The following is a 23824-nucleotide window of genomic DNA, read 5'->3' as shown; positions in this document are numbered from 1 at the left end:
TCAGCAAAGCAACTTAGACTCACTCATCCGGAGCCGCGCATGTTCAAAATCGAGGGACTCGAAAAATTAACTCGCCAGTTGAGTGAAGCCGAGAAGGCAATCGCATCAATAGACGGTGACTTGGGCTCGGTCAACTTCAACCCCAACGATCCAGAAAGCATTGAGCGAGCCATTATTGAGGTCGAGAACCTCGTGGACTCCAAGCTTCACGACTATGCGGACAACCCGCTTGTCACGCAATTGGCCGAACAGATGAAAGAGCAACTTAGGGAGACCATCATCGGCAAAGCTTCCGAAGCACGTATCGAGGGCAGCGAAGAGCCGTGATAGAGACCGACAGCCTATTCGGGCAAATCAATAACGCAGTTTTGGATCTTCAAGCTTCGGAACTCCAGTCTTTCGAGAGACCGCTAAAAAACTTAGCGCGACTACTCAATGACACCAGTCTTGAGGAGATCAATCATGCCTTGGTAGAGGGTCTAGACCTCAAGACCTTCTTGGAAGAAAGTGAACAAACTGGAGGCAGTTTCGTGGGCAGCCAGACTTTGGCGTGGCCAGAAGATCAACGAGCCTATCTTGGACTTGCCTGGCAGCTACTCCAGGATCTCGGTAGCAACCCGGACAGAGCTCTCGACTTCGGCCATACCTTTTTCTACTCGGGCCGAAAGATCATTGCTGGCCTACACTCGATGGTGCGCCAACTCATCATCCCTTTTGTGCGCGACTACAAGAGCTATGTCATGGCATATAACAGGCCGAGGAGTCGATCTGTGGTTGAGCGTTCAAACCGCATTTTCATAGTTCACGGCCACGACGGCGAGGCGCGGGAATCAGTCGCCCGGTTCATCGAACGTCTCGGCCTCGTGCCCGTCGTTCTACATGAACAAGCCAACCGCGGCCGCACCATCATTGAAAAGGTTGAAGCAAATAGTGATGTCGGCTTTGCGATTGTGTTACTGACCCCGGACGACGAAGGCAAGATGAAGGACGCGGCTGCCTTCGAACCTCGGGCACGTCAAAACGTGCTGCTTGAGTTGGGCTATTTTCTTGGGCGGCTTGGGCGAGAGCGCGTTTGCGCCCTAAAAAAAGGACTCGTTGAGATCCCGAGTGATTTTGCTGGCGTCGTGTGGGAGCCGATGACTGACGGTCCAGGGTGGAAGCAGTCTATTGGCAAAGAACTAGAAGCCGCCGGCTATGCTATCGACTGGAACAAGGTAATGGCTTGAGCCATGGGCATTTCCTCGTTCAATGTCTTACTTACCCGAGACGAAGCTTCGAATGCATCAGCGAGCGCGGATGCGCGTGACCATGAACCTGCTATTACACTGCGGACAGCGCTCAATGCCGCCCATCGACAGACCCCATTTGAACTCACACTTCACGCAGTGAAAGAGTGGCACTTCCCCCGGCGGAGCCGTGATCAGCTCATATGAGCGCCCGACTGTGGCTGGCGCAGCAACCGGCTGCTGGGCACGAAATGAGTGCGAAGTCGGGATCACATTTGGCCTGCGCGACACTTGTTCCGCAAACTCAGTTCGCGCACGTTCTTGTGCATCAGCGTAATCCGGATGGTAGATCCACCGCTTCGCGGATAAATCACTTCCCAGTAAAGCGGACAGAATTTGGCGAGGCGTTCGGGGGTCACCAGCCACTGTCGCAAACATTGGGGCGAGCGAGGGGATGTTGATCGCGATGACCCCGGCACATGGAGCCGAAGGCGCCTTGAGCGCATCAGGGACCGGGCGACCACCATAGGTGAAATAGACAACGAAAGGCGCCCCGTCCACCTCAGTCAGCACATCGACCAAGGCCCCCGCAAAGGTTGCGTCAATCTTGCCGACAGGCAGGTCAACGGCTCTCTCAGGAGCCACTGAAAAAGTTTTCTGCTGGCTTTCTGAAAGACAATCTGTATCACCAAACAGGTTGCCATTGCACTCCGGAATGCTCATTCGCGAATTGAATCGCAGCAGCTGGCGCGCCATGAGCCGGACGGAAACATCCCACGAAAAGTCGCAGCGAGTCTGCGTCGAACCGTATTCAGCGCGGCCAACATGAGCAAAATGCCATGCCTTGATGTTGCCCTTTCGGGCGATGAGCGCGGTCGAACATGACGGACAGACACAACCGCAGGCCAAGCCAGAGGAAACGTCTGCGACGTCAACAATCTCGTCATCTGCGGCGCGCAAGGCAAAGGGAATGAGCGTTTGATCCACTGTTCTGCTTCCTGAGAAATTCACCCTCACATTCCGACACCGCCACTTTCAAGGCGCCCTTTCTTCAGCCAGCACATCCCTGGGCTCCCTCACCAAGTTGTCAGCGATCTCAGGAAAGAGAAACACTAACAAAGCATCAAAGCGACGATCTGGAGCCACGGCAGGATCGCCATCGAGCCACCACCGTTTGTAGTCCTTCGTCTTGTTCCTCCATTTACGCCTCGGCGCAGGGTCATGATCAACCATATGTTGGGCGCGGTCGTAGGCCCCAAGCATCAGTCGAAACACCCACAACGTTTGTGGTTGCTGTTCGAACAGATGATGGCCGAGCTTCACCAAGTCCCTATGCTTAGTGCCAACAGGTTTCTCAAGCTTGGCGGAATAAGCGGCTTGAAGTAGGTAGCGTAACCCTCCCATTTCACTGGGCTGCTCTGGCAAGTCCAAGTCAAATTTCCCGAAAGCGTGGATTAACCGAGTCCATTCCTTCTGCGTATCAGGGTAAGGAACCGCATCGCACTCGTAGGCTACGAAGCACGATTCAAACGCGTTGCGCAACGGAGCGTTGGCCAGGATTAGTCGTTTCCGTTCCGCATCAATCTTCGCTGCATCTGCATCAAAGAAGAAGGCTCGCTGACTTGGCAAATCGAATGTGATCTCATCGAAACGAACCATTTTTCGCTCAGGCACCCAGTGAATTCCTCCATGTTCGATCACGGGTCGATGCCAATGGGCCTGTAGCATCAACGCATCGCAATCCAGGGATGCCTGCAAGGTCTCTTCGCCAGCCAGAAAAATGTTTCGGTTGTTGTTGTAGAAGACATCTTGTTGGGTCATACGAGCGTCTTGAGCATCAAAAGACTTGAACACCCAGAAGAGAAGTCCACCCTCCTTCAGGTAAAAATTGCGACGTTCCGCCATTACCCTCAAAAACGTAGTGGAAAGCTGCACCTCGAAAGCAACCGGCAATTGACCATCGTAGATGGCGCACACATCAGGTCGGCGGCGCTCGTTCTTCTCCGACCCTTTCCACGTCTGCTCAATTTGAACCCGAGAGAACCTTGGATCTCGCTGCAGGCTCTCGGCGATGATTGCCTTCATGCGCCTGTGCGCTTCGCTCTCCCGCTGACCGTGAAACTTGATCGCATTGATTTGATCTTCGCTCAATGCACCGCGGGTGATTGCGGGGCAACTTCCATCTTCTCGTGTGTGCCTAAAGTGGAGCTTCTTGCGATTCATTTGCGCAATGAGATAGACGGGCGCATTACACAACGCGCATAGAAAGCGCTCCTTGCCCGCTGCAATGGCTTGGCTCGACCTCATACGGGTCTGCATCGCAAGTTCCCAATCGGAACCAATGAGCTGAGCTGCGGTGAAGTAGTCACCCGTGCGTTCGTCCATGATGTCGTCGATCTCTGGACTATCGACGGCGAATGTTGGGTTGTAGGTTGCTGCCATGGTCTCCTCCTAGCCTCATCTATACATCGGCGGAGTCGCACCGGTCGAGACTTTAACCTGACCCACCTGGCGGCGCCTCAAATCCCCCTCACCCGCCTCCCTGCGGGCATTTCCCCGAACAGCTAACCTACACGGGATAAAAGCCTCTTTTTCGATCCCCTCGCCGCCGCTACAGTTCGGCCATGAAGCGCCCCCGCCCCCGGTGCCCGAATCCCGCTTGCGTCCACCACATGGACCCGCCTGCGGGTTTCTATCGGAAGAAAGGCTATCGCCGGGCCAAGCACAACCACCAACCCGTGCCTCGCTACCAATGTAAGGCGTGCGGAAAGTATTTCTGCGGCACGCAAACCCTGCCCTCTCAAGGCCACCATCGGCCCGAGTTGAACCATCAGGTATTGGCCCTGGCCGTGTCTGGGGTTTCATTACGACGCATGGCCGCCCTGCTGGGGTGTAGCCGACGCACCATTGACCGGAAAGTGCTTCATCTGGCCGAGCAGGCCCAGAAGCATCATGCCAAACACCTTCAGAGCCTGCGGACGGCCTATGTCATGTTCGACGAACTGGAGACCTTCATCCACGGGCGATGGGCCCAGGTCTCGGTGCCGGTGGTGGTAAGGGTGAAAACGGGTGAGGTGCTGGCGTTCGGCGTCGCCAAACTATCCAGCAGCATGTCCAAGGGCCAGGCGAGGGGCTGGAATGTGGACACGCGGGCCCAGGTGGTTCCGGCTGTTTTGAAGTCCGTGGCGAGCGTGTTGAAGCCAGGGGCGACCTTGGCTACCGATGGAGAGTCGTCGTATCCGAAATGGATGGGGAGAACCTTGCCGGGCGTCCAGCACAAGCGGACGGTGGGCGTGAAAGGACCTGGCTACGACCCTTTGTTTGCGATCAACGTTGCGTTCGCGAAGATGAGGAACGACTTGGCGCGGCTGGGAAGGAAAACCTGGACGACCACGAAAACCATCAGGGGTTTAGAGAACCATCTGTGGTTGTGGGTGGCGTGGACGAATGGGTATGACCTGAAATGAGAAGCCGCAACCGGTGTTTGAGGCTTCTGAGTGCGGAAAAGTGAGCGGTAGCACACTCAAAAGTGTTGGCTGGCGCCTTGTCATAATCAAACCTTACCAAATACTTATTATCCATCCGCATAACCTAGCCAACGCGATAGCCCCGCCATAAATAGCACCAACCAAACCCGCTGCCAGCACCGTGGCGATGACGCTCTTAATGATTTCTCCAGCCCAGCCTTTCATGCCTAAAAACTTGTCTTGGGATTCGATTTTTTGACCGAGCTGTTCAAGGCATGATTTGATCATTACGTTATACCGAGTTGACGCTCCATCCTCTATTTCCTTGGCGAGCCGAATATCGAGCATTACCTGGCAGATTTTATCGGCTTTGTCTCGGAACGCGCCAACTGTCGCATCCGAAATTAGCCCATCAATATAGGCGTTCACCGCTTCGTCAGAGGGCGGGACTTGATGGTTGGCTTGGTGTTCTTCCAGCCACTTTTTTAGTTGCTCGGTATAAAGACCGTAGGCAATGGCGCCAACAACATCCTCACTTCCTTTGAAATAAGCAAGATATCCGCGGCCAAATTTCTTGGCAGCGTTCACTGACGCTGGACCTCCATGCGGTGGTGTTGGCTCCGCCGTTTCCGACATTACTTCGCGCCCCGTTCCTGCGCCTCAACCAGCCGCCTCGCTTGGGCAAAGTCGGCGTTGATTTCATCTTGGGTCCAACGAGGGCGGCTGCGAACATAGTCCACGATGTCTTTGGGGAAATCTTCCAGTTTTTGCGCGCCGTAAAACCTTCCCCTGTGCTCATCCGAAGGCCGCGGCGACTGAATGGTGTTTTGCATAGTGGTGTGTCCTTGGGGGTGGTTAGCAATTTTCAGGTCTGTATTTGCTATACCTGTATTGATCCTTCCAGACCTGAGCCACGTGTCAATTCGAAACCGCGGCAAAAAATGAAATAACCGATAGAAGGATCTGACTAAAACCAATATTTGCGTTTTAGTCAGCAGTTTGTGGGTAGGCACGAAAAGGCCTGTTTGTGGGTAGGCACGTTTATGAGGGAGCGCGTCCCGATGGTTGGCCTGGTCGGGGGCTGCTTGGGGTGGGTTGAGGCGCTGCGAAGGGAGGCAGGTAGGTTTCATGGGTTCTCCTGAAATGGGATTGGTCGAGTGATGGAATCTCCTTACACTCCACCCTATGTCGCCATTCGAAGTCGTCAAGGGGGATCCGGAAACTTTCTCCCCCTATTTCCGAAACTGCCGGCCTTTCTGAAACGCCAGCACCTGTTTTGACTATCGACTAGCTGTCCGATCGCCTCGAATTGTTGAAACAGCAATAGGCCGCAGCTCTGCGCACCCTGCCGGCTTGCCGGACAATCCGCCGACCCCGTAACGCGGGTTACAGCGGCTTGTAACAGGTGCGAACGGAGCCTGTTGCCGCCGGAACTACCTCTGCCTCTTGAAATGCTTCACCCTCATCCCAAGGTGCATTGATAGCGGGAGACAAGGGGAACCCATGACCGACGACACCGACCAGCCTGACGATAAGGCGCTGCGACAGCAGATGTTCGACGCATATGCGGCCGAACAACTCACCCGTGAAAGGGCCAACTCCGACAAATACGACAATACGATCCTGACGTATTCCACGGGGGCGCTGGCTCTGTCTCTGACCTTTATCAAGGATGTTGTCCCACTCGCATCGGCCCATTCCATCTGGACCCTCAAAGCGTCATGGGTATTTTTGGCGCTCTCGTTGCTGGTGATGCTTGCGTCCTTCCATATTGGGCAGACGGCCAACCGGAAACGCGTTGAGTTCGCCCGCGAGTATTACATCGACAAGATAGAAACCTCCCACAACAAGAAAGACTGGGCGGAAAAATCTCTCTCCTGGCTCAACCTTTTCGCTGGCGCCGCTTTCTTCATCGGCGTCATTTTCACAACCGCCTTTGTCTGGACCAATGTTCAGGAGCACTCCGCGATGTCTGATAAAAAGACCACGAGCACAACCGCACACGCGACAGATGCGATGCCATCCGCGTTGATGCAAAAGATCCAAGCAACCCCTCTGACTAAGGGCACGCCGAGCGCAAACATGGCGGCTGTTCCGTCGTCATCGGCAGCACAACAACCTGCACCCCCACCCACCCCTACGCCTTCCAAGCAGACCAAATAACCGCACTCGGTTAGTGTCACGCTTGCCCGATCCATCGTCGCGCAACTCCACATTCAGGGGCATCAACCATGGCCGATAACAAGACCACGTCGCCGGGCAATCCTTCGACCTTTAAGGAGGCCACGCCGTCGGCAAACATGCAGCAGATCACGGGTACGCCTGGGCTAGGGTTAGAAGGCATGGCGTCGGCTCTCATGCAGCCGGTCGTTTCGGCCACGGTGACTAAGGGTATGCCGAGTGCAAGCATGGCGGCTGTTCCCGCACCGGCACCGGCGCCAGCACCAGCACCAGCTCCGGCACCCTCCGATCCGAAAAAGTGAGGGCGTCACGCAGCGCCGCGTGATCACATGCCAAGACCGTGACCGATTGACGGCGCACGGCTTGGCGCATGCGTCGGCACCGCCGCCGCCACCACCATCGCGGGCTGTGCTTCCTTAGCCCACGCCATCAAGTCCCGCATAACATCCAACGCGTTGCGCTGCACGTCCAGCCGCCCGATGGCGTAGCCCTTGAGCGCGTCGATGTCCTCTGCCGAACCGGCCAGGTGATAGGTGCCGGCGGTGTTCGTCTTATGGCATGTGGCGCGTCCAGACAGCACCTAGAAACCCGGAGATGCGATCCCCTAGGCCTGCGGGACTGGCCTGTTGGCGGTCATCGGCGGCACCCGACATGTGGGTCCAAAAGCGCCAGGTCGAAACCCCTTCCGCCGTTCCCTCATTTTTCGTCCCCTGCTCGCCGAACGTTCGACGGAAACGATCACGAAAAATCTTTGGGTTACGTTTGGGTAACGGCAAACCGTGCCTTTCTGTGCCGCCTGGTGCCGGAGGGTGCCTCAGCAACCCTTATGCCAAGCCAATCACGTCGCGGCCTGGCGCCATTCGTTTCGTCGTGTCAAACGTTGAAAATCCCCGTGTCGGCGGTTCGATTCCGTCCCCGCCACCATTGCACGCGACGACTCGGCCCACCCCTCGCGGTGGGCTTTGTCTTTCTCTCCTTCTCGTGTTCCACCTGGCGTGCGGAACTGCTGATCCGTCACCCCACTGTCTGTGGCCCGCGTGCGAAAATCAGCCTCTCGTCGATACGTCGTGCAGGCCATGACCTCCCAGAAATACGATTTCCGCCAGTTCCAGGAAGAGCTCGCGACGCTTGAACGCAAGATGGAGAAACAGACGCCGGCCAAGACGCTTGGCAAGAAGGCCGCGGCGGCGCAGCGGCTTGCGATGGCACGGGAGGAATTCCTGGTGTTGCGCCAGCGGCACGGGCTGAGCGTCGCCGACGTGGTGGCGTTCTTTCCCGAGGAAGAGGGCATCGCCTACCTGCAACAGCTGATCGCCGCGGCGCAGGCGAAGCCGCGGCGCCCGCGCAAGGCATGACGACGCGGACAGGATTCGCGGACGCGGGGCCGCGCCGATCAGGCCGGCTATACTTCCACCATGCAATGGAGCGGCCTGCCCCGGGGGGCACCGCGCTAAAGAACGAGCGGACGATGACCATGCCAACCGATCTCCATGGACTGCCCACGATGCGGCGGACTGACATGGCGGACACGATGCGTTCGAGTTACCCGGGCCGGCGCCGCGCGATGTGGGCCGGCGTGCTGCTGGCCGCACTGGGTGCGGGCGGCTGTTCCTCGATGGGCAGCCGCTCCTCGGTCGTGGTCGCCCCGGCGCAGTCGACGGCGACGACGGAGTCGTCGGCAACCGCGTCCAGCGAATCTTCGCTGGCGGCAATCATCCGCAACCAGCTCCAGCTCGGGCACTACGATACCGGCGAGAAGGCGCTGCGCCAGCACCTGCGGCAGCACCCGGGCGACCGCGCGGCGCAGGGCATGCTGCGCCAGCTCACCGTCGATCCCGAACAGATGCTCGGTAGCCGCTGGCATGCACACATCGTGCAGGCGGGCGAGTCCTACAGCACGCTGGCCGAACGCTATCTCGGCGACGCGAACCTGTTCCTGATCCTGGCCCGCTACAACGGTTCGGCCAACCCCTCGCTGTTGCGCGTCGGCCAGACGCTTCGCATACCGGCACCCGCGGAAGGTGCTGCGCCGGCGGCCGTGGCTGCGGCCGATGCCGCCGCACCCGTCGCCCCGGCATCGCCGCCACCGGGCGCCGAATCCGCCGCGGCGAAGGCGCGCCGGCTGCAGGACGAGAGCGTGGCCCTGCTCGACCAGGGGCGCAAACAGCAGGCACTCGCCCGTCTCGGCGAGGCGCTGGCGATCGAACCGCGCCTGAAGCCGTCCGGCACCAAGGCGGCGACGCTGCGCAGCCAGTTGCTGGATTCGTACCACGAGCGGGCCATCGTGCTGTACCGCGACCAGCAGCTGGACCCGGCCATCGCGCTGTGGGACCGCGTGCTGGCGATCGCGCCGGACTACGAGCCGGCCGTGATCTACCGGGCGCGGGCGCGCGAGCTGAAGCATCGGCTCGAACAGTACTGAGCCACGTCGGTCCGTCAGCCGGCGCCGCCCTCGTCCGGCGTCACCGGCATGATGCGCGTCGGGCGCGAAACGTCGGCCTCCACGGCTGGTGCAGGCGCGGTCTTCCCGGCGCGGCGCTGGCGCGATTGCAGCGTGCTGTTCATCAGGTTGAAGGTGGCGAACAGCCGGCCGATCTCGTCCCTCCGCGTCAGCCGAATACGGTGGCCGAAGTCGCCGCGCGCCACCCGCAACAGCGCATCGCGCACCAGGTCCAGCGTGATCAGCGGCCGGCGGAACAGCCAGTAGGCCGCGCCGATGACGGCGGCCAGGGTCAGCAGAAGCACCACGACGATCACCCACAGGGTGGTTCTCTGCGCGGCGCGCAACGCGGCGTCGCCGATGCCCAGGCGCAACTCGCCCACCGTCTTGGCCTGGTAGCGGATCGGCACATCGAACAACAGCATCGCGCTCTGACCCGGGTCGCCAGGGTCCCGGCTGAGATAGCTGCGGATATCGTCCTCGCGCGGCAGGTAGGCCTGTCCACCTGGCTCAGGCAACGGGTGACCGACCTCCTCCTGGCGGGTGCTGGCCACGACGTCGCCGCGCCGGTCGGCGATGGCCAGGTAGTGGATCTGCTGGTTGCGCGAGATGTCGCCGACCAGCGCACGGGTGGCGGCGGTGTCGCCGAGCAGCAGGTTCTCGGCCGACTCGCCGGCGACCATGCGCCCCATCGAACTGCCGAAGTCCAGGGCCACGCCGGTCACTGCGGCGCTCTGCTTGGTGTAGATCGTGGCCAGCCCCAGCACCAGCACCAGGCTCAGGATGGCACCCAGGCTGCTGGCCCAGCGCAGCCGCAATGAAATGATGCGGGTGGCCAGCGGATTTTCGCGCTCGCGCTCGTACTCGCGGGCTGCCAGGCGCAGGTCGTCGACCACCTCCGCGCCACGCTGGTAGCGCGCGCCCGCCGTGGGTTCCAGCAGGGTGCGCACGATGTTCATCAATATCGAGGGCGTGGCCGGGTCGCGCGGCCGGACCGGCGGATGCGGCGAGCGCAGGCGCTTCCTGAGCAGTTGCTGCAGGTTCCCGAGGTCCGGCCACGGCAGCTTGCCGGTGACCAGCCAGTACAGCACCACGCCCAGCGAGAACAGGTCGCTGCGCGCGTCGGCCCGCTCGCCACGCAGGCGCTCGGGTGCCATGTAGGCCGGCGTGCCGCCGATTTCCGCGGACAATCCGTTGCCGTCCGGTGGCGAGCCGCGGCGTTCGGCGATGCCGAAGTCGCTGATCTTGGCATAGTTCCAGCCATCGGCCAGCATGATGTTTTCGGGCTTGATGTCGTGGTGGACGATGCCACGGGCATGTGCATAGTCGAGCGCGGAGGCAAGCTGGCCGGCCAGCTCGAAGACCGCCGGCAGCGGCGGAAATCCTTCGCGGCTGACCTTGCCGGCGAGCGTCTCGCCCGAGAGGCGTTCCATCGCGATGTAGGAGCGGCCGTCCACAGTCTCGCCCACGTCGAAGATCGTGACGATGTGCGGATGGGTCAGGTGTCCCGCCGCGCGCGCCTCGACCAGGAAGCGGCTCCGGTAGGCGGGGTCGGCGGCGATCTCGCGATGCAGGCACTTGATCGCCACCTTGCGCTCGATGCCCGGGTCGAAGCCGGCATAGACGACCGCCATCGCGCCTTTGCCGAGGATGCCCTCGATGCGGTAACGGCCGACGCTTGCCGGGGTGGCGTCCTCGCTCACGGCGACCCTAGCAGCCACCAGGCGAGCGCGCCGAACACGGCCAGCAGCAGGGCGGCGCCGGCGATCCAGCGCCAGGATGCGTCGATCCGCTTGCCGTGCTCGCGGGTAAGGAACACGAACTCGACCTGGCCCAGCCTGACGTGGTCGCCATGCCGCAGGACCACCTCGTGGATGCGCCGGTCGTTCACGAACGTACCGTTGGTGGACAGCGTGTTCATGATGACGCAGTGGCCCTGCTGGTTGGTGATCCAGGCGTGGCAACCGGATACGCTCAGGTCGTCGACGACGATCTCGTTGTCGATCCGGCGGCCAATGGTATGCCGGCCCGGGCGAAGCACGAAGCGGCGCCCCACGATGCCATGGCTGCTGCCTTCCAGTACCGGTTCGTGCACGCTGATCCGGCCCCCCTCCCCCTCCTGCATCTCGCTGGCGTATTGCCGCAATGCCTCGGTGGAAAAAATCCGGGTGCCCTGCGGCCCCGGCGATCGCTCGCCGGACTGGCTGGACGGTGCTTGACCACGATTGCTCATCGAAACCTCGAACTCCTAATCAGGCGGCACTATAACCAACTGGCAGGCAACCTTCGCATCGGTTGTTGACATTCATATTTATTTTCGTAATTCTAGAAATATGGAATCAATAGATGCCCTCGCCTGCCTCAACGCGCTTGCCCAGGAGCACCGCCTGAACCTGTTCCGCCTGCTGGTGCAGGCGGGCGATGAAGGGATGGCGGTGGGCGAACTGGCCGCCGCGACCGGGCTGGCTGGCGCGACGCTGACGAACCACCTGCACATCCTGCGGCGCGCCGGCCTGGTCGGCGACGAGCGGCGCGGACGGGTGATCCAGTGCCGCGCGAACTATCTGCAGATGAACGGCCTGCTCGGCTTCCTCACCGAAAGCTGCTGCGCAGGCTCCGCCGCCGCCGGCTGCGCGCCGGCCAAAACCTGTCGGCCCACCGAGAGAAAATGATAAAACGCTTCCACGTGCACGTGAACGTCGACCAGCTCGACCGCAGCATCCGTTTCTACACCACGCTGCTCAGCGTTGCCCCGAGCGTGCTGAAGCCGGACTACGCGAAGTGGATGCTGGACGATCCGCGCGTCAATTTCGCCATCTCGCAGCGCGGCCGCAAGGCGGGCGTGGACCATCTCGGCCTGCAGGCCGGGGACGACGCCGAACTCGCCGCGATCGGCGCGCGGCTGCAGGCGGCCGACGCCGTCACGCTGGCCGAGCGCGCCACCACGTGCTGCTACGCGCGCTCGGACAAGTTCTGGGCGGAGGACCCGCAGGGCGTGCGCTGGGAAAGTTTCCGCACCCATGGCGAAGCCACCACCTACACCGGCGCACCGCAGCCCGACGGGGCCGCGTGCTGCGGCACCGCAGCCTCCGCCGGTTCCTCCACGTCGTGCGGCCCGGCCGCGAACTGCTGCTGAGACGGGCATGCACACTCCACCGTACAACGTGCTGTTCCTGTGCACCGGCAACTCCGCGCGCAGCGTGATGGCCGAGGCCCTGCTCAACGTGCTCGGCAACGGCCGGTTCAGGGCCTTCAGCGCCGGCAGCTTTCCCAGCGGCAAGGTGCAGCCGATCGCCGCCGAACTGGCGCAGGCCTTCGGCTACCACGCGCCGCTGCGCAGCAAGAGCTGGGACGAGTTCGCGCAGCCGGGCTCGCCGGCGATCGACATCGTGATCACCGTCTGCGACAACGCCGCCGGCGAGGTCTGCCCGGTCTGGCCCGGCCAGCCGGTCACCGCGCACTGGGGCGTACCCGACCCGGTGGCGGCCGACGGCGGCGAGGAAGCGCGCCGGCGTGCGTTCCAGTCGGCCTGGCTGATGCTGCGCCGGCACATCGACCTGCTGCTGGCGTTGCCGCTGGAGAAACTCGACCGGCTCGCCATGCAGCAGCGGCTGCGCACCATTGGCCGGACGGCGGCGGCGGATGAACGCTGAGATCGCGGCGCCGGCACCGGCGCAACTCGGCTTCTTCGCGAGCTACCTGAGCGTCTGGGTGGCACTGTGCATCATCGCCGGCATCGCGCTGGGGCATACCTCGCCGGCGGCGTTCGAGGCGCTGGCGGCGATCGAGCTGCAGCACGTCAACCTGCCGGTCGCCGCGCTGGTGTGGCTGATGATCGTGCCGATGCTGCTGAAGGTCGACTTCGCGCAGCTGGCCGGCGTGCGGCGCCAGGCGCGCGGCATCGGCATCACCCTGCTGGTGAACTGGGCGATCAAGCCGTTCTCGATGGCGCTGCTGGGCTGGCTGTTCGTCCGCCACGTATTCGCCGCGTGGCTGCCGGCGGAACAGCACGACGCCTACATCGCGGGCCTGATCCTGCTGGCCGCGGCACCGTGCACGGCGATGGTGTTCGTGTGGTCGCGGCTGTGCGGCGGCGAACCGAATTTCACGCTGGCCCAGGTAGCGCTCAACGACACCATCATGATCGTCGCGTTCGCGCCGATCGTGGCCCTGCTGCTGGGCGTGGCGTCGATCCGGGTGCCATGGGGCACGCTGCTGCTGTCGGTGCTGCTGTACATCGTGGTGCCGGTGGTCGTGGCCCAACTCTGGCGCGGGTGGCTGCTGCGCCGGCGCGGGCCGCACGCACTGGAAGCGGTGCTGCGGCGCATCGACCCATGGTCGACCGCCGCGCTGCTGGCCACGCTGGTGCTGCTGTTCGGCTTCCAGGGCGAGGCGATCCTGGCGCAGCCGCTGGTCATCGCGCTGCTGGCGGTGCCGATCGTGATCCAGGTGTACCTCAACGCCGGCATCGCCTACGGCCTCGGCCGCTGGCTCAAGGTGCCGCATTGCGTGGCCGGCCCGGCCGCGCTGATCGGCGCCAGCAACTTCTTCGAACTGGCGGTGGCGGCGGCGATCGGCCTCTTCGGCCTGCGCTCGGGCGCGGCGCTGGCCACCGTGGTCGGCGTGCTGGTCGAGGTGCCGGTGATGCTTTCGGTGGTGCACATCGTCAATCGCAGCGCCGGCTGGTTCGATCGCCGGCATGGCTGATCCGGCGCGGCGCAGTCGACGGCCACCCGCGCGACCCGCAGATGATGGCGAGGCCGTTTCTCGATGGCACTACCCGCGATGAAACCCGCGAAATGCCGGGCAATGGATTGCGTATGCGCACGTGCGCGCCCCGGATTTGCGCGGCGGCATGCGGAAGGCCAAGGCCGACGATTCCGCCGGCAACCGCGTCAGGCTGAGGGTCGCACCCCGCAGCGGCAAGGTGATCGGCATCGATTAGCCCGCCGACTCATCCGCGGGATGAAAAGGCCACACCGTCACGCATCGACCGGCACCGATGGCACGGCGGGCAGCGGCTGCGCAAGGGGCACCACCCGGCCGAGCCAGTCGGCCGCCATGCCGGCGACCTCGCTCGCGCTCATGCCATGGGTATCGATGGCCCCATTGAGCCCGCCGTAGGGCGCATATTTCGACGGCTGGGTGACGGAGAACAGGCCCAGCGTCGGCGTTCCGCTGGCGGCTGCCAGATGCATCACGCCGCAATCGGCGCTGATGAAGCCGTCCATGTTCGCCACCATCGAGGCAAGGCGACGCAGATCGCGCGTGTAGTACGGGGCGAAGACCCCGCCGAGTTGCGACCTTCCGTGTTCCGCCAGCACGTCGACGATCAGCACGTCCGGCCGCTTCTCCGTCAGCGCGCCGGCGAACTGCCGCCACCAATCCTCGCCGTAACACTTGGCGCCGGTGGCATTGGCGAATATGCCGACGATCGTGCGCCCGGCCGGCCGCGGCGGCGCCGCACCGAGTATGTTCGCCAACGCCCGCCGGGCCTGCTGCTTCTCGCTGTCCGACAAGTCCAGATTGAGCGGTGGGCAGGGGTGGTCCAATTCCAGCCCCCGGGCCGCGCGCAACAGGAATACGCCTCGCTGGCCCAGGTGTTCGGGACAAGGCAGGCCGTGCCATGCCGACCCGGGGTTTGCCTCGGGATCGGGGAACCCCAGCTTGAAGCGGGCCTTGACCGTCAGCAGCAGCAACCGGCCCGACTGCGAGCCCTGGCAGGTGTCGATGGCCAGGTCGTAGGAATTCCGCTGCAGTTCCCGCAGCAATGCCCTCGTCCGCCAGAGGTGCTGCGCGATCTTCCGCGGCAGGCTGAATATCCGGCGGACCTGGAAGCGGTTCGCGAACAGGCTGCTGGCCGCCTCGCCGCCGACGACCAGGTCGATTTCGGCACCCGGATAAAGCGCCTCGACCTCCGCAAGCAGCGGGCTCACCAGGATCGCATTGCCAAGCCGATGGTTGGGCCGGCAGATCAGGATGCGGTGGATCCCCCGCGCCGGCAACTTGCCCGGCTCGCACAGCTGGCGCTCGACAGCCGCGAACAGGCGCCCCAGAAACAACGAAACGACCCGGCGCCGAAAGGCATCCCGCCACCGCGTGGCGATATGCGGGGGAGCAGGTGCAGCATCTTGCGGAAGCGCGGCGGACGGAACCATTCGGGCATACCAGGCCCCCGATGGGGGGATGACGCCATAGTAGCCGGATTCGCTTAGCCAGCCCTAAGATGCGCCGGCCGGCGGCGGCTTCGGGAAGTCCCGGCACCGCACGCCTGAATGCCGGCCATCGGTCCATAAGCCCACGCTAAGCGGACTGCGGTAAAAAGGTCGTGCGGCGATGTCCGCCGCTCCTCCTACGGGAATCGACATGAAGAAGCTCCTCTGCATGCTTGCCTCCGCCGGCCTGGCCGCGGGCGCCTTCGCCGCCGGCGCCACGCCCGCCACCACGACGGAGGCGCAAGCCAGGGTCAAGTTGCCGCAGGCGCGCGAAATCGCGCTCAAGGCCTTTCCGGGAAAGATCGTCAAGGAAGAATTGGAAAAGGAGCAGGGCGGCAGCGGCCTGCGCTATTCGTTCGACATCGCGAACGGCAAGGCCACCCATGAGGTCGGCATCGATGCAGTGACCGGCAAGCTCCTGGAAAACTCCGTCGAGGGCAAGGACAGCGATTGACGGCGCGCCCGGCGCCCGTCCGGGTGCCGGGCGGACCCGCCGCACGGCGCCGTCGCCGATTCGCGAATGGACCGGCACGAGCGGACTGACTACTATCGGCGGACCCTTCATCCCCGACTGGTGACCGCCCGTGAAGCGACTGCTCCTCTGCGCCCTGATCATGTCTGCCTGCGCCGCCGCGCAGGCGACCGATGCCCCGACCTTCAGCCCCGAGCGCCTGTCGGCCGACGTGAAGACACTCTCCTCGGATGCGTTCGAGGGCCGCGGCCCGGCCACGCCGGCCGAGACGAAGACCATCGACTACGTGGTGGCGCAGATGAAGGCCGCCGGCCTGCAGCCCGGCGGCGACCTCAAGGACGGCAAGCGCAGCTGGACCCAGGCGGTGCCGCTGCTGCGCAGCGAGATCGTCGGCGCGCCGAAGCTCACGCTCGCCCTCGGCGACAAGCACGAAGCGCTGACCCAGGGCGAGCAGATCGCGGTGCGCGCGCCGATGGACGGCTCCACCTCGGTGGCGATCGCCGACGCGCCACTGGTGTTCGTCGGCTACGGCGTCGAGGCGCCGGAGCGGCACTGGGACGATTTCAAGGGCGTCGACCTGCACGGCAAGATCGCGGTGGTGCTGATCAACGACCCGGATTTCGAGACCGGCGTGGGCGACTTCGGCGGCAAGGCGATGACCTACTACGGCCGCTGGACCTACAAGTACGAGGAAGCCGCGCGCAAGGGCGCGCTGGGCGTGCTGATCGTGCACGAGACCGCGCCGGCCTCGTACGGCTGGGCCACGGTGAAGAATTCCAACACCAACACGATGTTCGATATCGTGCGCGACCAGCCCTCGGCCATGCATCCGCAGCTGGAAGCGTGGATCCAGCGCGACTTGGCGGTCGCGATGTTCAAGCACGCCGGGCTGGACTTCGACGCGCTGAAGAAGCAGGCGCAGACGCGGGCGTTCAAGCCGGTGACGCTGAAGGGTGAGAGCCTGTCGGCCAGCTTCAAGGTCGACAAGAGCGTGATCACCTCGCACAACATCGTCGGCCGCATCGAGGGCAGCAAGCACCCGGAGCAGACGGTGATCTACAGCGCGCACTGGGATCACCTCGGCGTCGGCCAGCCCGACGCGAAGGGCGACCGCATCTACAACGGCGCGGTCGACAACGCCACCGGCACCGCGGCACTGATCGAGCTGGGCCGCGCATTTGCACACGCACCGCGGCCCGAGCGCTCGGTGGTGTTCCTCAACGTCACCGCCGAGGAGAAGGGCCTGCTCGGCTCCGAGTACTACGCCGCCAACCCGCTGTACCCGCTGGCCACCACCGCCGGCGTGCTCAACATGGACGCGCTCGACCCGCACGGCCCCGCGCGCAACTTCACCATTTCCGGCAGCGCCAAGCTGGGCCTGCTGGACGACCTGATCGCCGACGCGAAGCAGTACGGCATGAGCTACACCGCCGACCCGAAGCCGGAGGCCGGCCACTTCTTCCGCTCCGATCACTTCTCGTTCGCCAAGCGCGGCGTGCCGGCGATCTCGTTCGGCTCCGGCAACGACTGGGTCAACGGCGGCCTGAAGGCCGGCAAGGCGGCCGAGGACGAATACGTCGTCAAGCACTACCACCAGCCGTCCGACGAATGGCAGGCCAGCTGGTCGTTCACCGGCATGGCGCGCGACCTGCAGCTGCTCTACGCCGTGGGCAGCCAGCTGGCGAATTCCGGCCAGTGGCCGGACTGGAGCAAGGACTCCGAATTCCGCGGCATCCGCGACGCCAGCGCCGCCGAGCGGAAATAGGTTCGCGGTCTGTCATCTGCATGTAGGAGCCCGCTGGCGGGCGATGCTCTTGCTCTGAATCTCCGGAGCAGAAGCATCGCCCGCCAGCGGGCTCCTACAACGGTTTTTGCCGGGGCCGGGCGTAGGCCCAGCGCAGGAACAGCGGCAGCATCCGTTTCCATGACGCCTGGTTGTGCTGGCCGCCAGGCAACAGGAACAGCGAGGCATCCGCCCTGCGCGACGGATGTCCCGCGTAGTCCAGGTTGATCGAATAGCCGAGCTGCTTCAGGCCACGCGCGCGAAAGCCGTCGGCGCCGCGATAGCCTTCGAGCAGGTCCTGCACGTCATCGATCGTATCGTTGATGCCGTCGCCGTCGCGGTCCGCGGTTTCCTCCGTCGTACCCGCCGCGAACCAGAATTTCAGGCCCGCGCGCCCGGGCCCATGATCGACCATCGCCTGCGCCAGCCGCGTGTGCTGGATCGCAGTGGCGCTGCTGCGGTCTGCAGCCAGCCAGAACGAGGGCGAGAAGGCGCCGACCCGGCCGAACACCTCCGGGTACTGCCAGCCGAGGTTGAACGCGTTCAGCGCGCCGAGCGACCAGCCCAGCACCGTGCGCCCGCGCGCGGTGCGGTGCGTGCGGTAGTGCGCGTCGACATACGGCACCAGCACGGTGGCGACCCAGGCGGAATAGTCCTGCGCGCACGTGCCGATCGGGCCGATCCGCGAACCGCCGACGAGGCTGCGTGCGCCGGCGCGATCGGACAGGCCGTAGCCGCTGGCGCGGTCGTCGAGCATGCGGATCGCCACCACGATGACCGGCTCGATCGCCCGCTCGCGGTACAGTCGCGCCAGCGTCGGCTGCAGTCCCACCGCGGCCATGTCCTGGCCGTCGTTCGCGTACAGCACCGGGTAGCGGCGGCCGGACGCGCCCGCGTAGCCGGGCGGCAGGTAGACCGCCACCTTGATCCGCTCCGGCGCGAACGCCGGCGCGTCGAGCTGCAGTTGCACCGGTGCGTCATCGGCGGCGGGAGCATCCGCCGCGGACGCGCTACCGGCGACCAGCAACCCACAGAGCAGCAGCCACGGCAGGGCGACGAGGCGAAGCACCGTCACGCCACGCTGGCAAACCACGCGCCGTGGCCGGGCAGATGCAGGCGGTGGCCGTCGAGCCGCCCGGCCACCAGGCCGTGGCCTTCCAGCGGCTGCGGCTTGCCGAGCGCCGCGGGCAAGTCGATCGCGACGTCGGCGTCGGCCAGGTTGAACGCCACCAGCACGGTCTGCCCGGCCAGGCGGCGGGTGAACGCCAGCACCGGCTCGGCGGTATCGACGAAGGCGATGTCGCCACAGCGCAGCGCCGGCTGCGACTTGCGCCAGTGCATGAAGCTGCGGAAGCCGTTCAGCACCGAATGAGGGTCGGCCTCCTGCCGGCTCACCGCCAGCGCGCGATGTTCCGCGGGCACCGGCAGCCACGGCATGCCGCGGCTGAAGCCGGCCTGCGCATCGGCGTCGCTCCACGGCATCGGCGTGCGGCAACCGTCACGGCCCTTGAACTGCGGCCAGAACGCGATGCCGTAGGGATCCTGCAGCGCTTCGTAGGGCAGTTCGGCCTCGGTCAGGCCCAGCTCCTCGCCCTGGTAGACGCACACCGAGCCGCGCAGCGAACACACCATCGCGGTGAGCAGGTTGGCCAGTTGCGCCGACGGCCGGCCCCTGCCCCAGCGGGTCAGCACGCGCTCGACGTCGTGGTTGGAGATCGCCCAGCACGGCCAGCCGTCGGTCATCTGCGCTTCCAGCGCCTGCACCGTGCCGCGGATGTGCGCCACGCTGAAATCGTCGGTCAGCAGCTCGAAGCTGTAGCCCATGTGCAGGCGGCCGGGACGGGTGTAGTCGGCCATCGTCGCCAGCGAATCCTCCGAGGAGATCTCGCCCAGCGTGGCCGCGTCGTGGTAGCGGTCCGTCAGTGCGCGCAGCTCGCCGAGGAAGGCCAGGTTCTCCGGCCGCGTGTTGTTGTAGTAGTGGTACTGGAACGCGTAGGGATTGTCCGGGCTGAAGCCGCGGCCGACGCGCTTGTCCTTCGGCTTGGGCGGGTTGTCGCGCAGCTCGCGGTCGTGGAAGCAGAAGTTGATCGCGTCCAGGCGGAAGCCGTCCACGCCCTTGTCCAGCCAGAAGCGCACGCTGTCGAGGATCGCCGCGCGCACCTGCGGGTTGTGGAAGTTCAGGTCCGGCTGCGAGGTCAGGAAGTTGTGCAGGTAGTACTGGCCGCGACGCGGCTCCCATTGCCAGGCCGAGCCGCCGAACAGCGACAGCCAGTTGTTGGGCGCGCTGCCGTCATCCTTCGCGTCGGCCCACACGTACCAGTCGGCCTTCGGGTTGTCGCGGCTCTCGCGACTCTCCCGGAACCATGCGTGCTCGGCGGAGGTGTGGCTGAGCACCTGGTCGATCATCACTTTCAGGCCCAGCGCGTGCGCCTTCGCCAGCAGCCGGTCGAAGTCGGCCAGCGTGCCGAACAGCGGATCGACGTCGCGATAGTCGGCGATGTCGTAGCCGAAGTCGGCCATCGGCGAGCGGAAGAACGGGGCGATCCAGATCGCGTCCACGCCGAGGCTGGCCACGTAGTCGAGCCGCTCGATGATGCCCGGCAGGTCGCCCACGCCATCGCCGTTGGTATCCAGGAAACTGCGCGGATAGATCTGATAGGTGACGGCGCCGCGCCACCAGGGTGCATCGGTCATTTGAGCGTGTCCCCACGACATGATGCGGGCGCGTTCCATCGCCCGTCGTTGAATGCGGATCAGCTTAGCCGCAGCCCCGTTGCGACCTGCACGGATGTGCATACGTATTCATTCGTGCTGCAGGTGCGACATGTTGCGCATGCGGAGCGATCGGCCGCAGTGCATACGTCACGGGCGCATGTCAAGTTGCACCACGGTTCGCGCCGCCAGGACCTTCTCCGTACACCCGCCATGTTGCAGTGCCATAAACGCTGGATGGCACCTGGCATGAATACGTATGCAGGAAATGCTTCGCTGCGGAAACCCCGGCCTACCATGCATGCACGTCGCCGAAAACCTCGGCGGCGCACCTGCCGACGGTCGTCGCCGACGGAAGCGCGGGGAACCCATCGACCGAGATCGACGGCGACACACCTTTGTGGGAGGGGATTACATGGTTCTGAAACATAACGTGCTGGCGATGGCGATCGCATCGGTGTGCCTGGGCATGTGCGCCACGGCCTACGCCGGTACCGCGCCCTCGGCCAGCCAGCCGCAGGACACGCAGCAGCAGGCCCAGCCGTCGTCGACCGACAAGGCCGGCAAGGACAGCAAGGACACCGACGGCAAGCGCAAGACGCAGATGCAGGCGGTCGAGGTCAACGGCTTCATCAGCAGCATCGAGAACTCCACCGCGCTCAAGCGCAACGCCAGCACCATCGTCGAGGCCGTATCGGCCGAGCAGGTCGGCAAGCTGCCCGGCGTGAGCATCGCCGACACCCTCGGCCGCCTGCCCGGCCTCGCCGTGCAGACCGTGAGCGGCCGGCCACAGGTGCTGACCATCCACGGCCTGGGCCCGGACTTCTCCACCGCGCTGGTCAACGGCGGCCAGCAGGTCAGCACGTCCAACAACCGCGACGTGCAGTTCGACCAGTACCCGTCGAGCTGGTTCGACAACGTGGTGGTGCACCTGAGCCCGTCGGCCAACCTGATCGGCCAGGGCCTGGCCGGCACCGTCGACATGCACACCATCCGTCCGCTGGAGAAGAGCGGCCCCGAAGCCGCGGTGAACGCCCACTACATCTGGAACGACATGTCCCAGCTGTCGAGCGGCCACGGCGTCAGCGACAAGGGCTACAACCTCAACGGCGTGTGGGTGAACCAGTTCGCCGACCACACCCTGGGCGTCACCCTGGGCGTGGACCTGGAGTCCAATCCCTCGCAGATCCAGCACCAGCAGCCGTGGGGCTACCCGAGCGACAACAGCGGCGACGCGGTGATCGGCGGCGCGAAGAACTTCGGCATCTCCGACTCGATGAAGCGCAACGGCGTGCTGGCCACCGTGCAGTGGCAGCCGAACGAGCACTACACCGGCACCATCGACCTCACCTACGACAACTTCAAGGAAGTGCAGCAGGCGAAGGGCATGGAGTTCCCGCTGTGGTGGAGCTCCGCGAAGCTGCTGCCGGGCGCCGTCGCCCAGAACGGCTTCGTGCAGAGCGGCACCTACGGCAACGTCAAGCCGGTCATCCGCAACGACTACAACCGCACCAGCGCCCGGGTCTATAACTTCAACTGGGAGAACAAGTTCACGATCAACGAGAACTGGACGGCCAACCTCGACGCGAACTACTCGCGCGCCACCCGCCGCGACATCAACCTCGAGAGCTACTCCGGCACCGGCTACGGCTCGACCGGCGCCACCGACACCCTCGGCTTCGTCGAGCGCAGCAACGGCCTGCTCTACCTCAACCCGTCGCTGAACTACACCAACGGCGTCGTGCTGACCGACCCGCAGGGCTGGGGCGGCGGCAACGACGTGGTGCAGGCCGGCTTCATCAACGCGCCCCGTACCATCGACTATCTCGCCAACCTGCGCCTGAGCATACAGCGCGACTTCACCAGCGGCCCGTTCTCCAGCATGGAGTTCGGCGTGGAACGCGGCGTGCGCAACAAGACCTACCACATCGACCAGAGCTTCCTGACCCTGGGCGGCGGCACCATCAGCGGCGGCAACGCGGTGAAGACCGCCGCGTTCACCGGCAGCAGCTGCGACCCGCTGTCGTGGATGGGGGTGGCTTCGCAACTTTGCTACAACCCGTTCGACCTGATCGGCAACGGCACCCTGCAGCAGGTGCCGACCTTCGGCTCGTCGCTCTCGATGCCGCCGAACTGGAAGGTGCGCGAGAACAACCTCACCCCGTACCTGCAGTTCAACCTCGACACCCACCTGGGTGACGTCAGCCTGCGCGGCAACTTCGGCGTCCAGGCGGCGCACACCTCGCAGCGCGCGGTGGGCGAGCGCGTGGCGCCGGGAAGCGCGATCACCGGCAACGCGATCACGCTGCTCCCGGTGACCGGCAGCACCAGCTTCACCCGCTACCTGCCCAGCGCCAACCTGATCTTCGGCTTCACCGACAACGACGACCTGCGCGTCAGCGCCGCACGCACCATGGCCCGTCCGCGCATGGACCAGATGAACGCCAGCCTCGGGGTGAGCGGCAACATCACGCACCTGCCGAACACCGACCCGAACCAGGCGTACTTCAGCGCCTCGGGCGGCAACGCCAAGCTGCTGCCGACCATGGCCGACAACTACAACATCAGCTACGAGCACTACTTCTCGGGCGGGTCGGGCTACCAGTGCAACGCCAACGACTCGAAGACCTCGGACCTGTGCCGCAGCGGCGCCGGCTACGTCGCGGTATCGGGCTACTTCCTCGAGCTGCGTGACTACATCAACCCGAACGCGGCCTACCTGTACGACTTCAGCTCGTTCCTGCCGTTCGGCCTGACCCCGGCGCAGCTGGCGCAGCTGGGCACCACCAAGGGCATCGTCTCCGGTCCGACCAACGACGGCCACGGCTACGTGAAGGGCGCCCAGGTGACCTTGAACCTGCCGTTCAACCTGGTCACGCCGACGCTCGACGGCTTCGGCATGATCCTCACCGGCAACCGCACCAAGAGCTCGCTGGTCTACGCCGGCAACAGCAACCCGCTCACCGTGCCGGGCCTGTCGAAGTGGGTCGCCAACGGCACGCTGTACTACCAGCACAACGGCTTCGAGGCCCGCATCAGCGACAGCTACCGTTCGAGCTTCCTGGGCGAGGTGTCGGGCATCAGCGCCTCGCGCATCGAACAGACCATCAAGGGCGGCAGCACCTATGACGCCCAGGTCAGCTACACGTTCGACAGCGGCAGCCTGAAGGGCCTGACCTTCATCGTGCAGGGCTCCAACCTGTCCAACAAGATCTTTACCACTTACCAGAACAACGACCCCCGCCAGGTGCTGACGTGGGAGCGTTACGGCCGCCGCTACGATATCGGCGTCTCGTACAAGTTCCAGTAAGCCGTATCGACATTACCT

23 protein-coding genes are annotated in these 23824 nt (G+C 64.2%); 13 read left to right on the top strand and 10 right to left on the bottom strand.

Features of this window, described 5'->3' with window-relative positions:
* Nucleotides 1-39: 39 nt before the first annotated feature.
* On the top strand, nt 40-327 hold the full coding sequence (locus RHOFW104R8_RS01660; RefSeq protein WP_068096605.1) for a hypothetical protein: 288 nt from the start codon (nt 40-42) through the stop codon (nt 325-327).
* On the top strand, nt 324-1226 hold the full coding sequence (locus RHOFW104R8_RS01655; protein ID WP_235604225.1) for a TIR domain-containing protein: 903 nt from the start codon (nt 324-326) through the stop codon (nt 1224-1226). Before RHOFW104R8_RS01660 ends, RHOFW104R8_RS01655 begins: the two co-directional genes overlap by 4 nt.
* Before the next feature lie 57 nt (nt 1227-1283).
* Here RHOFW104R8_RS01655 and RHOFW104R8_RS17220 read toward each other — a convergent pair whose 3' ends face one another.
* The gene (locus RHOFW104R8_RS17220) at nt 1284-2213 is read right to left on the bottom strand and encodes a competence protein CoiA family protein (RefSeq protein WP_153021753.1); all 930 of its coding nucleotides are present in this window, start codon (nt 2211-2213) and stop codon (nt 1284-1286) included.
* A gap of 48 nt (nt 2214-2261) precedes the next feature.
* Nucleotides 2262-3668, bottom strand: a complete 1407-nt coding sequence (locus RHOFW104R8_RS01650; protein WP_068096606.1) for a DUF6035 family protein — start codon at nt 3666-3668, stop codon at nt 2262-2264.
* Between the two features lie 431 nt (nt 3669-4099).
* Here RHOFW104R8_RS01650 and RHOFW104R8_RS01645 point away from each other — a divergent pair, with 431 nt between their 5' ends.
* Nucleotides 4100-4693 (top strand): hypothetical protein, encoded by a 594-nt coding sequence (locus RHOFW104R8_RS01645; RefSeq protein WP_068096608.1) that lies wholly within the window; start codon nt 4100-4102, stop codon nt 4691-4693.
* A 93-nt stretch (nt 4694-4786) separates the two neighbouring features.
* Here the strand turns inward: RHOFW104R8_RS01645 and RHOFW104R8_RS17215 are convergent, their stop codons facing one another.
* On the bottom strand, nt 4787-5281 hold the full coding sequence (locus RHOFW104R8_RS17215; RefSeq protein ID WP_153021754.1) for a hypothetical protein: 495 nt from the start codon (nt 5279-5281) through the stop codon (nt 4787-4789).
* A gap of 47 nt (nt 5282-5328) precedes the next feature.
* Nucleotides 5329-5823 carry a hypothetical protein gene (locus tag RHOFW104R8_RS17210; protein WP_153021755.1) on the bottom strand — a complete coding sequence of 165 codons (495 nt, stop codon included), beginning with the start codon at nt 5821-5823 and terminating at the stop codon, nt 5329-5331.
* Nucleotides 5824-6196: 373 nt separating this feature from the next.
* Here RHOFW104R8_RS17210 and RHOFW104R8_RS01640 point away from each other — a divergent pair, with 373 nt between their 5' ends.
* Entirely contained in the window at nt 6197-6856 is a 660-nt protein-coding gene (locus RHOFW104R8_RS01640) for a hypothetical protein (protein WP_068096610.1), read from the top strand.
* A gap of 343 nt (nt 6857-7199) precedes the next feature.
* On the opposite strand, the gene RHOFW104R8_RS01635 is transcribed toward RHOFW104R8_RS01640, so the two are convergent.
* Nucleotides 7200-7454: a hypothetical protein gene (locus tag RHOFW104R8_RS01635; RefSeq protein WP_068096612.1), complete on the bottom strand. Its 255-nt coding sequence runs from the start codon at nt 7452-7454 to the stop codon at nt 7200-7202.
* Between the two features lie 496 nt (nt 7455-7950).
* On the opposite strand from RHOFW104R8_RS01635, the gene RHOFW104R8_RS01630 reads away from it, so the two are divergent.
* Entirely contained in the window at nt 7951-8229 is a 279-nt protein-coding gene (locus RHOFW104R8_RS01630) for a hypothetical protein (RefSeq protein ID WP_068096614.1), read from the top strand.
* 164 nt (nt 8230-8393) lie between these two features.
* Complete coding sequence (locus tag RHOFW104R8_RS01625; RefSeq protein WP_235605130.1) at nt 8394-9296, top strand: LysM domain-containing protein; 903 nt, start codon at nt 8394-8396, stop codon at nt 9294-9296.
* A 14-nt stretch (nt 9297-9310) separates the two neighbouring features.
* On the opposite strand, the gene RHOFW104R8_RS01620 is transcribed toward RHOFW104R8_RS01625, so the two are convergent.
* Nucleotides 9311-11017, bottom strand: coding sequence for a protein kinase domain-containing protein (locus RHOFW104R8_RS01620; protein WP_068096620.1), 1707 nt, complete (start codon nt 11015-11017; stop codon nt 9311-9313).
* On the bottom strand, nt 11014-11547 hold the full coding sequence (locus RHOFW104R8_RS01615) for an FHA domain-containing protein (RefSeq protein ID WP_162840137.1): 534 nt from the start codon (nt 11545-11547) through the stop codon (nt 11014-11016). Before RHOFW104R8_RS01615 ends, RHOFW104R8_RS01620 begins: the two co-directional genes overlap by 4 nt.
* Nucleotides 11548-11647: 100 nt before the next feature.
* Between RHOFW104R8_RS01615 and RHOFW104R8_RS01610 the strand changes: the two genes are divergently transcribed.
* From RHOFW104R8_RS01610 to arsB, 4 genes are read left to right on the top strand one after another with little or no spacing between them, the layout of a single operon-like run.
* A complete protein-coding gene (locus RHOFW104R8_RS01610) occupies nt 11648-11986 on the top strand; it encodes a helix-turn-helix transcriptional regulator (protein ID WP_068096624.1) in 339 nt (112 codons plus the stop codon).
* Entirely contained in the window at nt 11983-12450 is a 468-nt protein-coding gene (locus RHOFW104R8_RS01605; protein WP_407071422.1) for an ArsI/CadI family heavy metal resistance metalloenzyme, read from the top strand. The genes RHOFW104R8_RS01610 and RHOFW104R8_RS01605 overlap by 4 nt, the downstream gene beginning before the upstream one ends.
* Before the next feature lie 7 nt (nt 12451-12457).
* Complete coding sequence (locus RHOFW104R8_RS01600) at nt 12458-12967, top strand: arsenate reductase ArsC (RefSeq protein WP_068096626.1); 510 nt, start codon at nt 12458-12460, stop codon at nt 12965-12967.
* Nucleotides 12957-14021 carry an ACR3 family arsenite efflux transporter gene (arsB, locus tag RHOFW104R8_RS01595; protein ID WP_068096632.1) on the top strand — a complete coding sequence of 355 codons (1065 nt, stop codon included), beginning with the start codon at nt 12957-12959 and terminating at the stop codon, nt 14019-14021. The genes RHOFW104R8_RS01600 and arsB overlap by 11 nt, the downstream gene beginning before the upstream one ends.
* A gap of 275 nt (nt 14022-14296) precedes the next feature.
* Here the strand turns inward: arsB and RHOFW104R8_RS01590 are convergent, their stop codons facing one another.
* Complete coding sequence (locus tag RHOFW104R8_RS01590) at nt 14297-15472, bottom strand: glycosyltransferase family 9 protein (RefSeq protein WP_082823480.1); 1176 nt, start codon at nt 15470-15472, stop codon at nt 14297-14299.
* Between the two features lie 208 nt (nt 15473-15680).
* On the opposite strand from RHOFW104R8_RS01590, the gene RHOFW104R8_RS01585 reads away from it, so the two are divergent.
* On the top strand, nt 15681-15983 hold the full coding sequence (locus RHOFW104R8_RS01585) for a PepSY domain-containing protein (RefSeq protein ID WP_068096634.1): 303 nt from the start codon (nt 15681-15683) through the stop codon (nt 15981-15983).
* Between the two features lie 130 nt (nt 15984-16113).
* Complete coding sequence (locus RHOFW104R8_RS01580) at nt 16114-17766, top strand: M28 family metallopeptidase (protein WP_068096636.1); 1653 nt, start codon at nt 16114-16116, stop codon at nt 17764-17766.
* Nucleotides 17767-17860: 94 nt separating this feature from the next.
* On the opposite strand, the gene RHOFW104R8_RS01575 is transcribed toward RHOFW104R8_RS01580, so the two are convergent.
* Both RHOFW104R8_RS01575 and RHOFW104R8_RS01570 read right to left on the bottom strand, forming a co-directional pair.
* Nucleotides 17861-18853 (bottom strand): esterase family protein, encoded by a 993-nt coding sequence (locus RHOFW104R8_RS01575; protein ID WP_235604229.1) that lies wholly within the window; start codon nt 18851-18853, stop codon nt 17861-17863.
* A 2-nt stretch (nt 18854-18855) separates the two neighbouring features.
* The gene (locus tag RHOFW104R8_RS01570) at nt 18856-20478 is read right to left on the bottom strand and encodes an alpha-glucosidase family protein (protein ID WP_068096640.1); all 1623 of its coding nucleotides are present in this window, start codon (nt 20476-20478) and stop codon (nt 18856-18858) included.
* 433 nt (nt 20479-20911) lie between these two features.
* Here RHOFW104R8_RS01570 and RHOFW104R8_RS01565 point away from each other — a divergent pair, with 433 nt between their 5' ends.
* Nucleotides 20912-23806, top strand: coding sequence for a TonB-dependent receptor (locus tag RHOFW104R8_RS01565; RefSeq protein ID WP_068096642.1), 2895 nt, complete (start codon nt 20912-20914; stop codon nt 23804-23806).
* Nucleotides 23807-23824 lie beyond the last annotated feature (18 nt).

Source organism: Rhodanobacter sp. FW104-R8, from assembly GCF_001617365.1.
Lineage (GTDB): Bacteria > Pseudomonadota > Gammaproteobacteria > Xanthomonadales > Rhodanobacteraceae > Rhodanobacter.
Note: the sequence above shows the minus strand (reverse complement) of the source record. Positions and strands in the feature narration are given on the sequence as shown.

Bases quoted from the DNA above. Each gene is read 5' to 3' on its own strand.
- RHOFW104R8_RS01660 (WP_068096605.1), top strand. From the start codon at position 40: ATGTTCAAAATCGAGGGACTCGAAAAATTAACTCGCCAGTTGAGTGAA.
- RHOFW104R8_RS01650 (WP_068096606.1), bottom strand. From the start codon at position 3,668: ATGGCAGCAACCTACAACCCAACATTCGCCGTCGATAGTCCAGAGATC.
- RHOFW104R8_RS01645 (WP_068096608.1), top strand. From the start codon at position 4,100: ATGGCCGCCCTGCTGGGGTGTAGCCGACGCACCATTGACCGGAAAGTG.
- RHOFW104R8_RS17210 (WP_153021755.1), bottom strand. From the start codon at position 5,823: ATGAAACCTACCTGCCTCCCTTCGCAGCGCCTCAACCCACCCCAAGCA.
- RHOFW104R8_RS01640 (WP_068096610.1), top strand. From the start codon at position 6,197: ATGACCGACGACACCGACCAGCCTGACGATAAGGCGCTGCGACAGCAG.
- RHOFW104R8_RS01630 (WP_068096614.1), top strand. From the start codon at position 7,951: ATGACCTCCCAGAAATACGATTTCCGCCAGTTCCAGGAAGAGCTCGCG.
- RHOFW104R8_RS01625 (WP_235605130.1), top strand. From the start codon at position 8,394: ATGGCGGACACGATGCGTTCGAGTTACCCGGGCCGGCGCCGCGCGATG.
- RHOFW104R8_RS01615 (WP_162840137.1), bottom strand. From the start codon at position 11,547: ATGAGCAATCGTGGTCAAGCACCGTCCAGCCAGTCCGGCGAGCGATCG.
- RHOFW104R8_RS01610 (WP_068096624.1), top strand. From the start codon at position 11,648: ATGGAATCAATAGATGCCCTCGCCTGCCTCAACGCGCTTGCCCAGGAG.
- RHOFW104R8_RS01605 (WP_407071422.1), top strand. From the start codon at position 11,983: ATGATAAAACGCTTCCACGTGCACGTGAACGTCGACCAGCTCGACCGC.
- RHOFW104R8_RS01600 (WP_068096626.1), top strand. From the start codon at position 12,458: ATGCACACTCCACCGTACAACGTGCTGTTCCTGTGCACCGGCAACTCC.
- arsB (WP_068096632.1), top strand. From the start codon at position 12,957: ATGAACGCTGAGATCGCGGCGCCGGCACCGGCGCAACTCGGCTTCTTC.
- RHOFW104R8_RS01590 (WP_082823480.1), bottom strand. From the start codon at position 15,472: ATGGTTCCGTCCGCCGCGCTTCCGCAAGATGCTGCACCTGCTCCCCCG.
- RHOFW104R8_RS01585 (WP_068096634.1), top strand. From the start codon at position 15,681: ATGAAGAAGCTCCTCTGCATGCTTGCCTCCGCCGGCCTGGCCGCGGGC.
- RHOFW104R8_RS01570 (WP_068096640.1), bottom strand. From the start codon at position 20,478: ATGACCGATGCACCCTGGTGGCGCGGCGCCGTCACCTATCAGATCTAT.
- RHOFW104R8_RS01565 (WP_068096642.1), top strand. From the start codon at position 20,912: ATGGTTCTGAAACATAACGTGCTGGCGATGGCGATCGCATCGGTGTGC.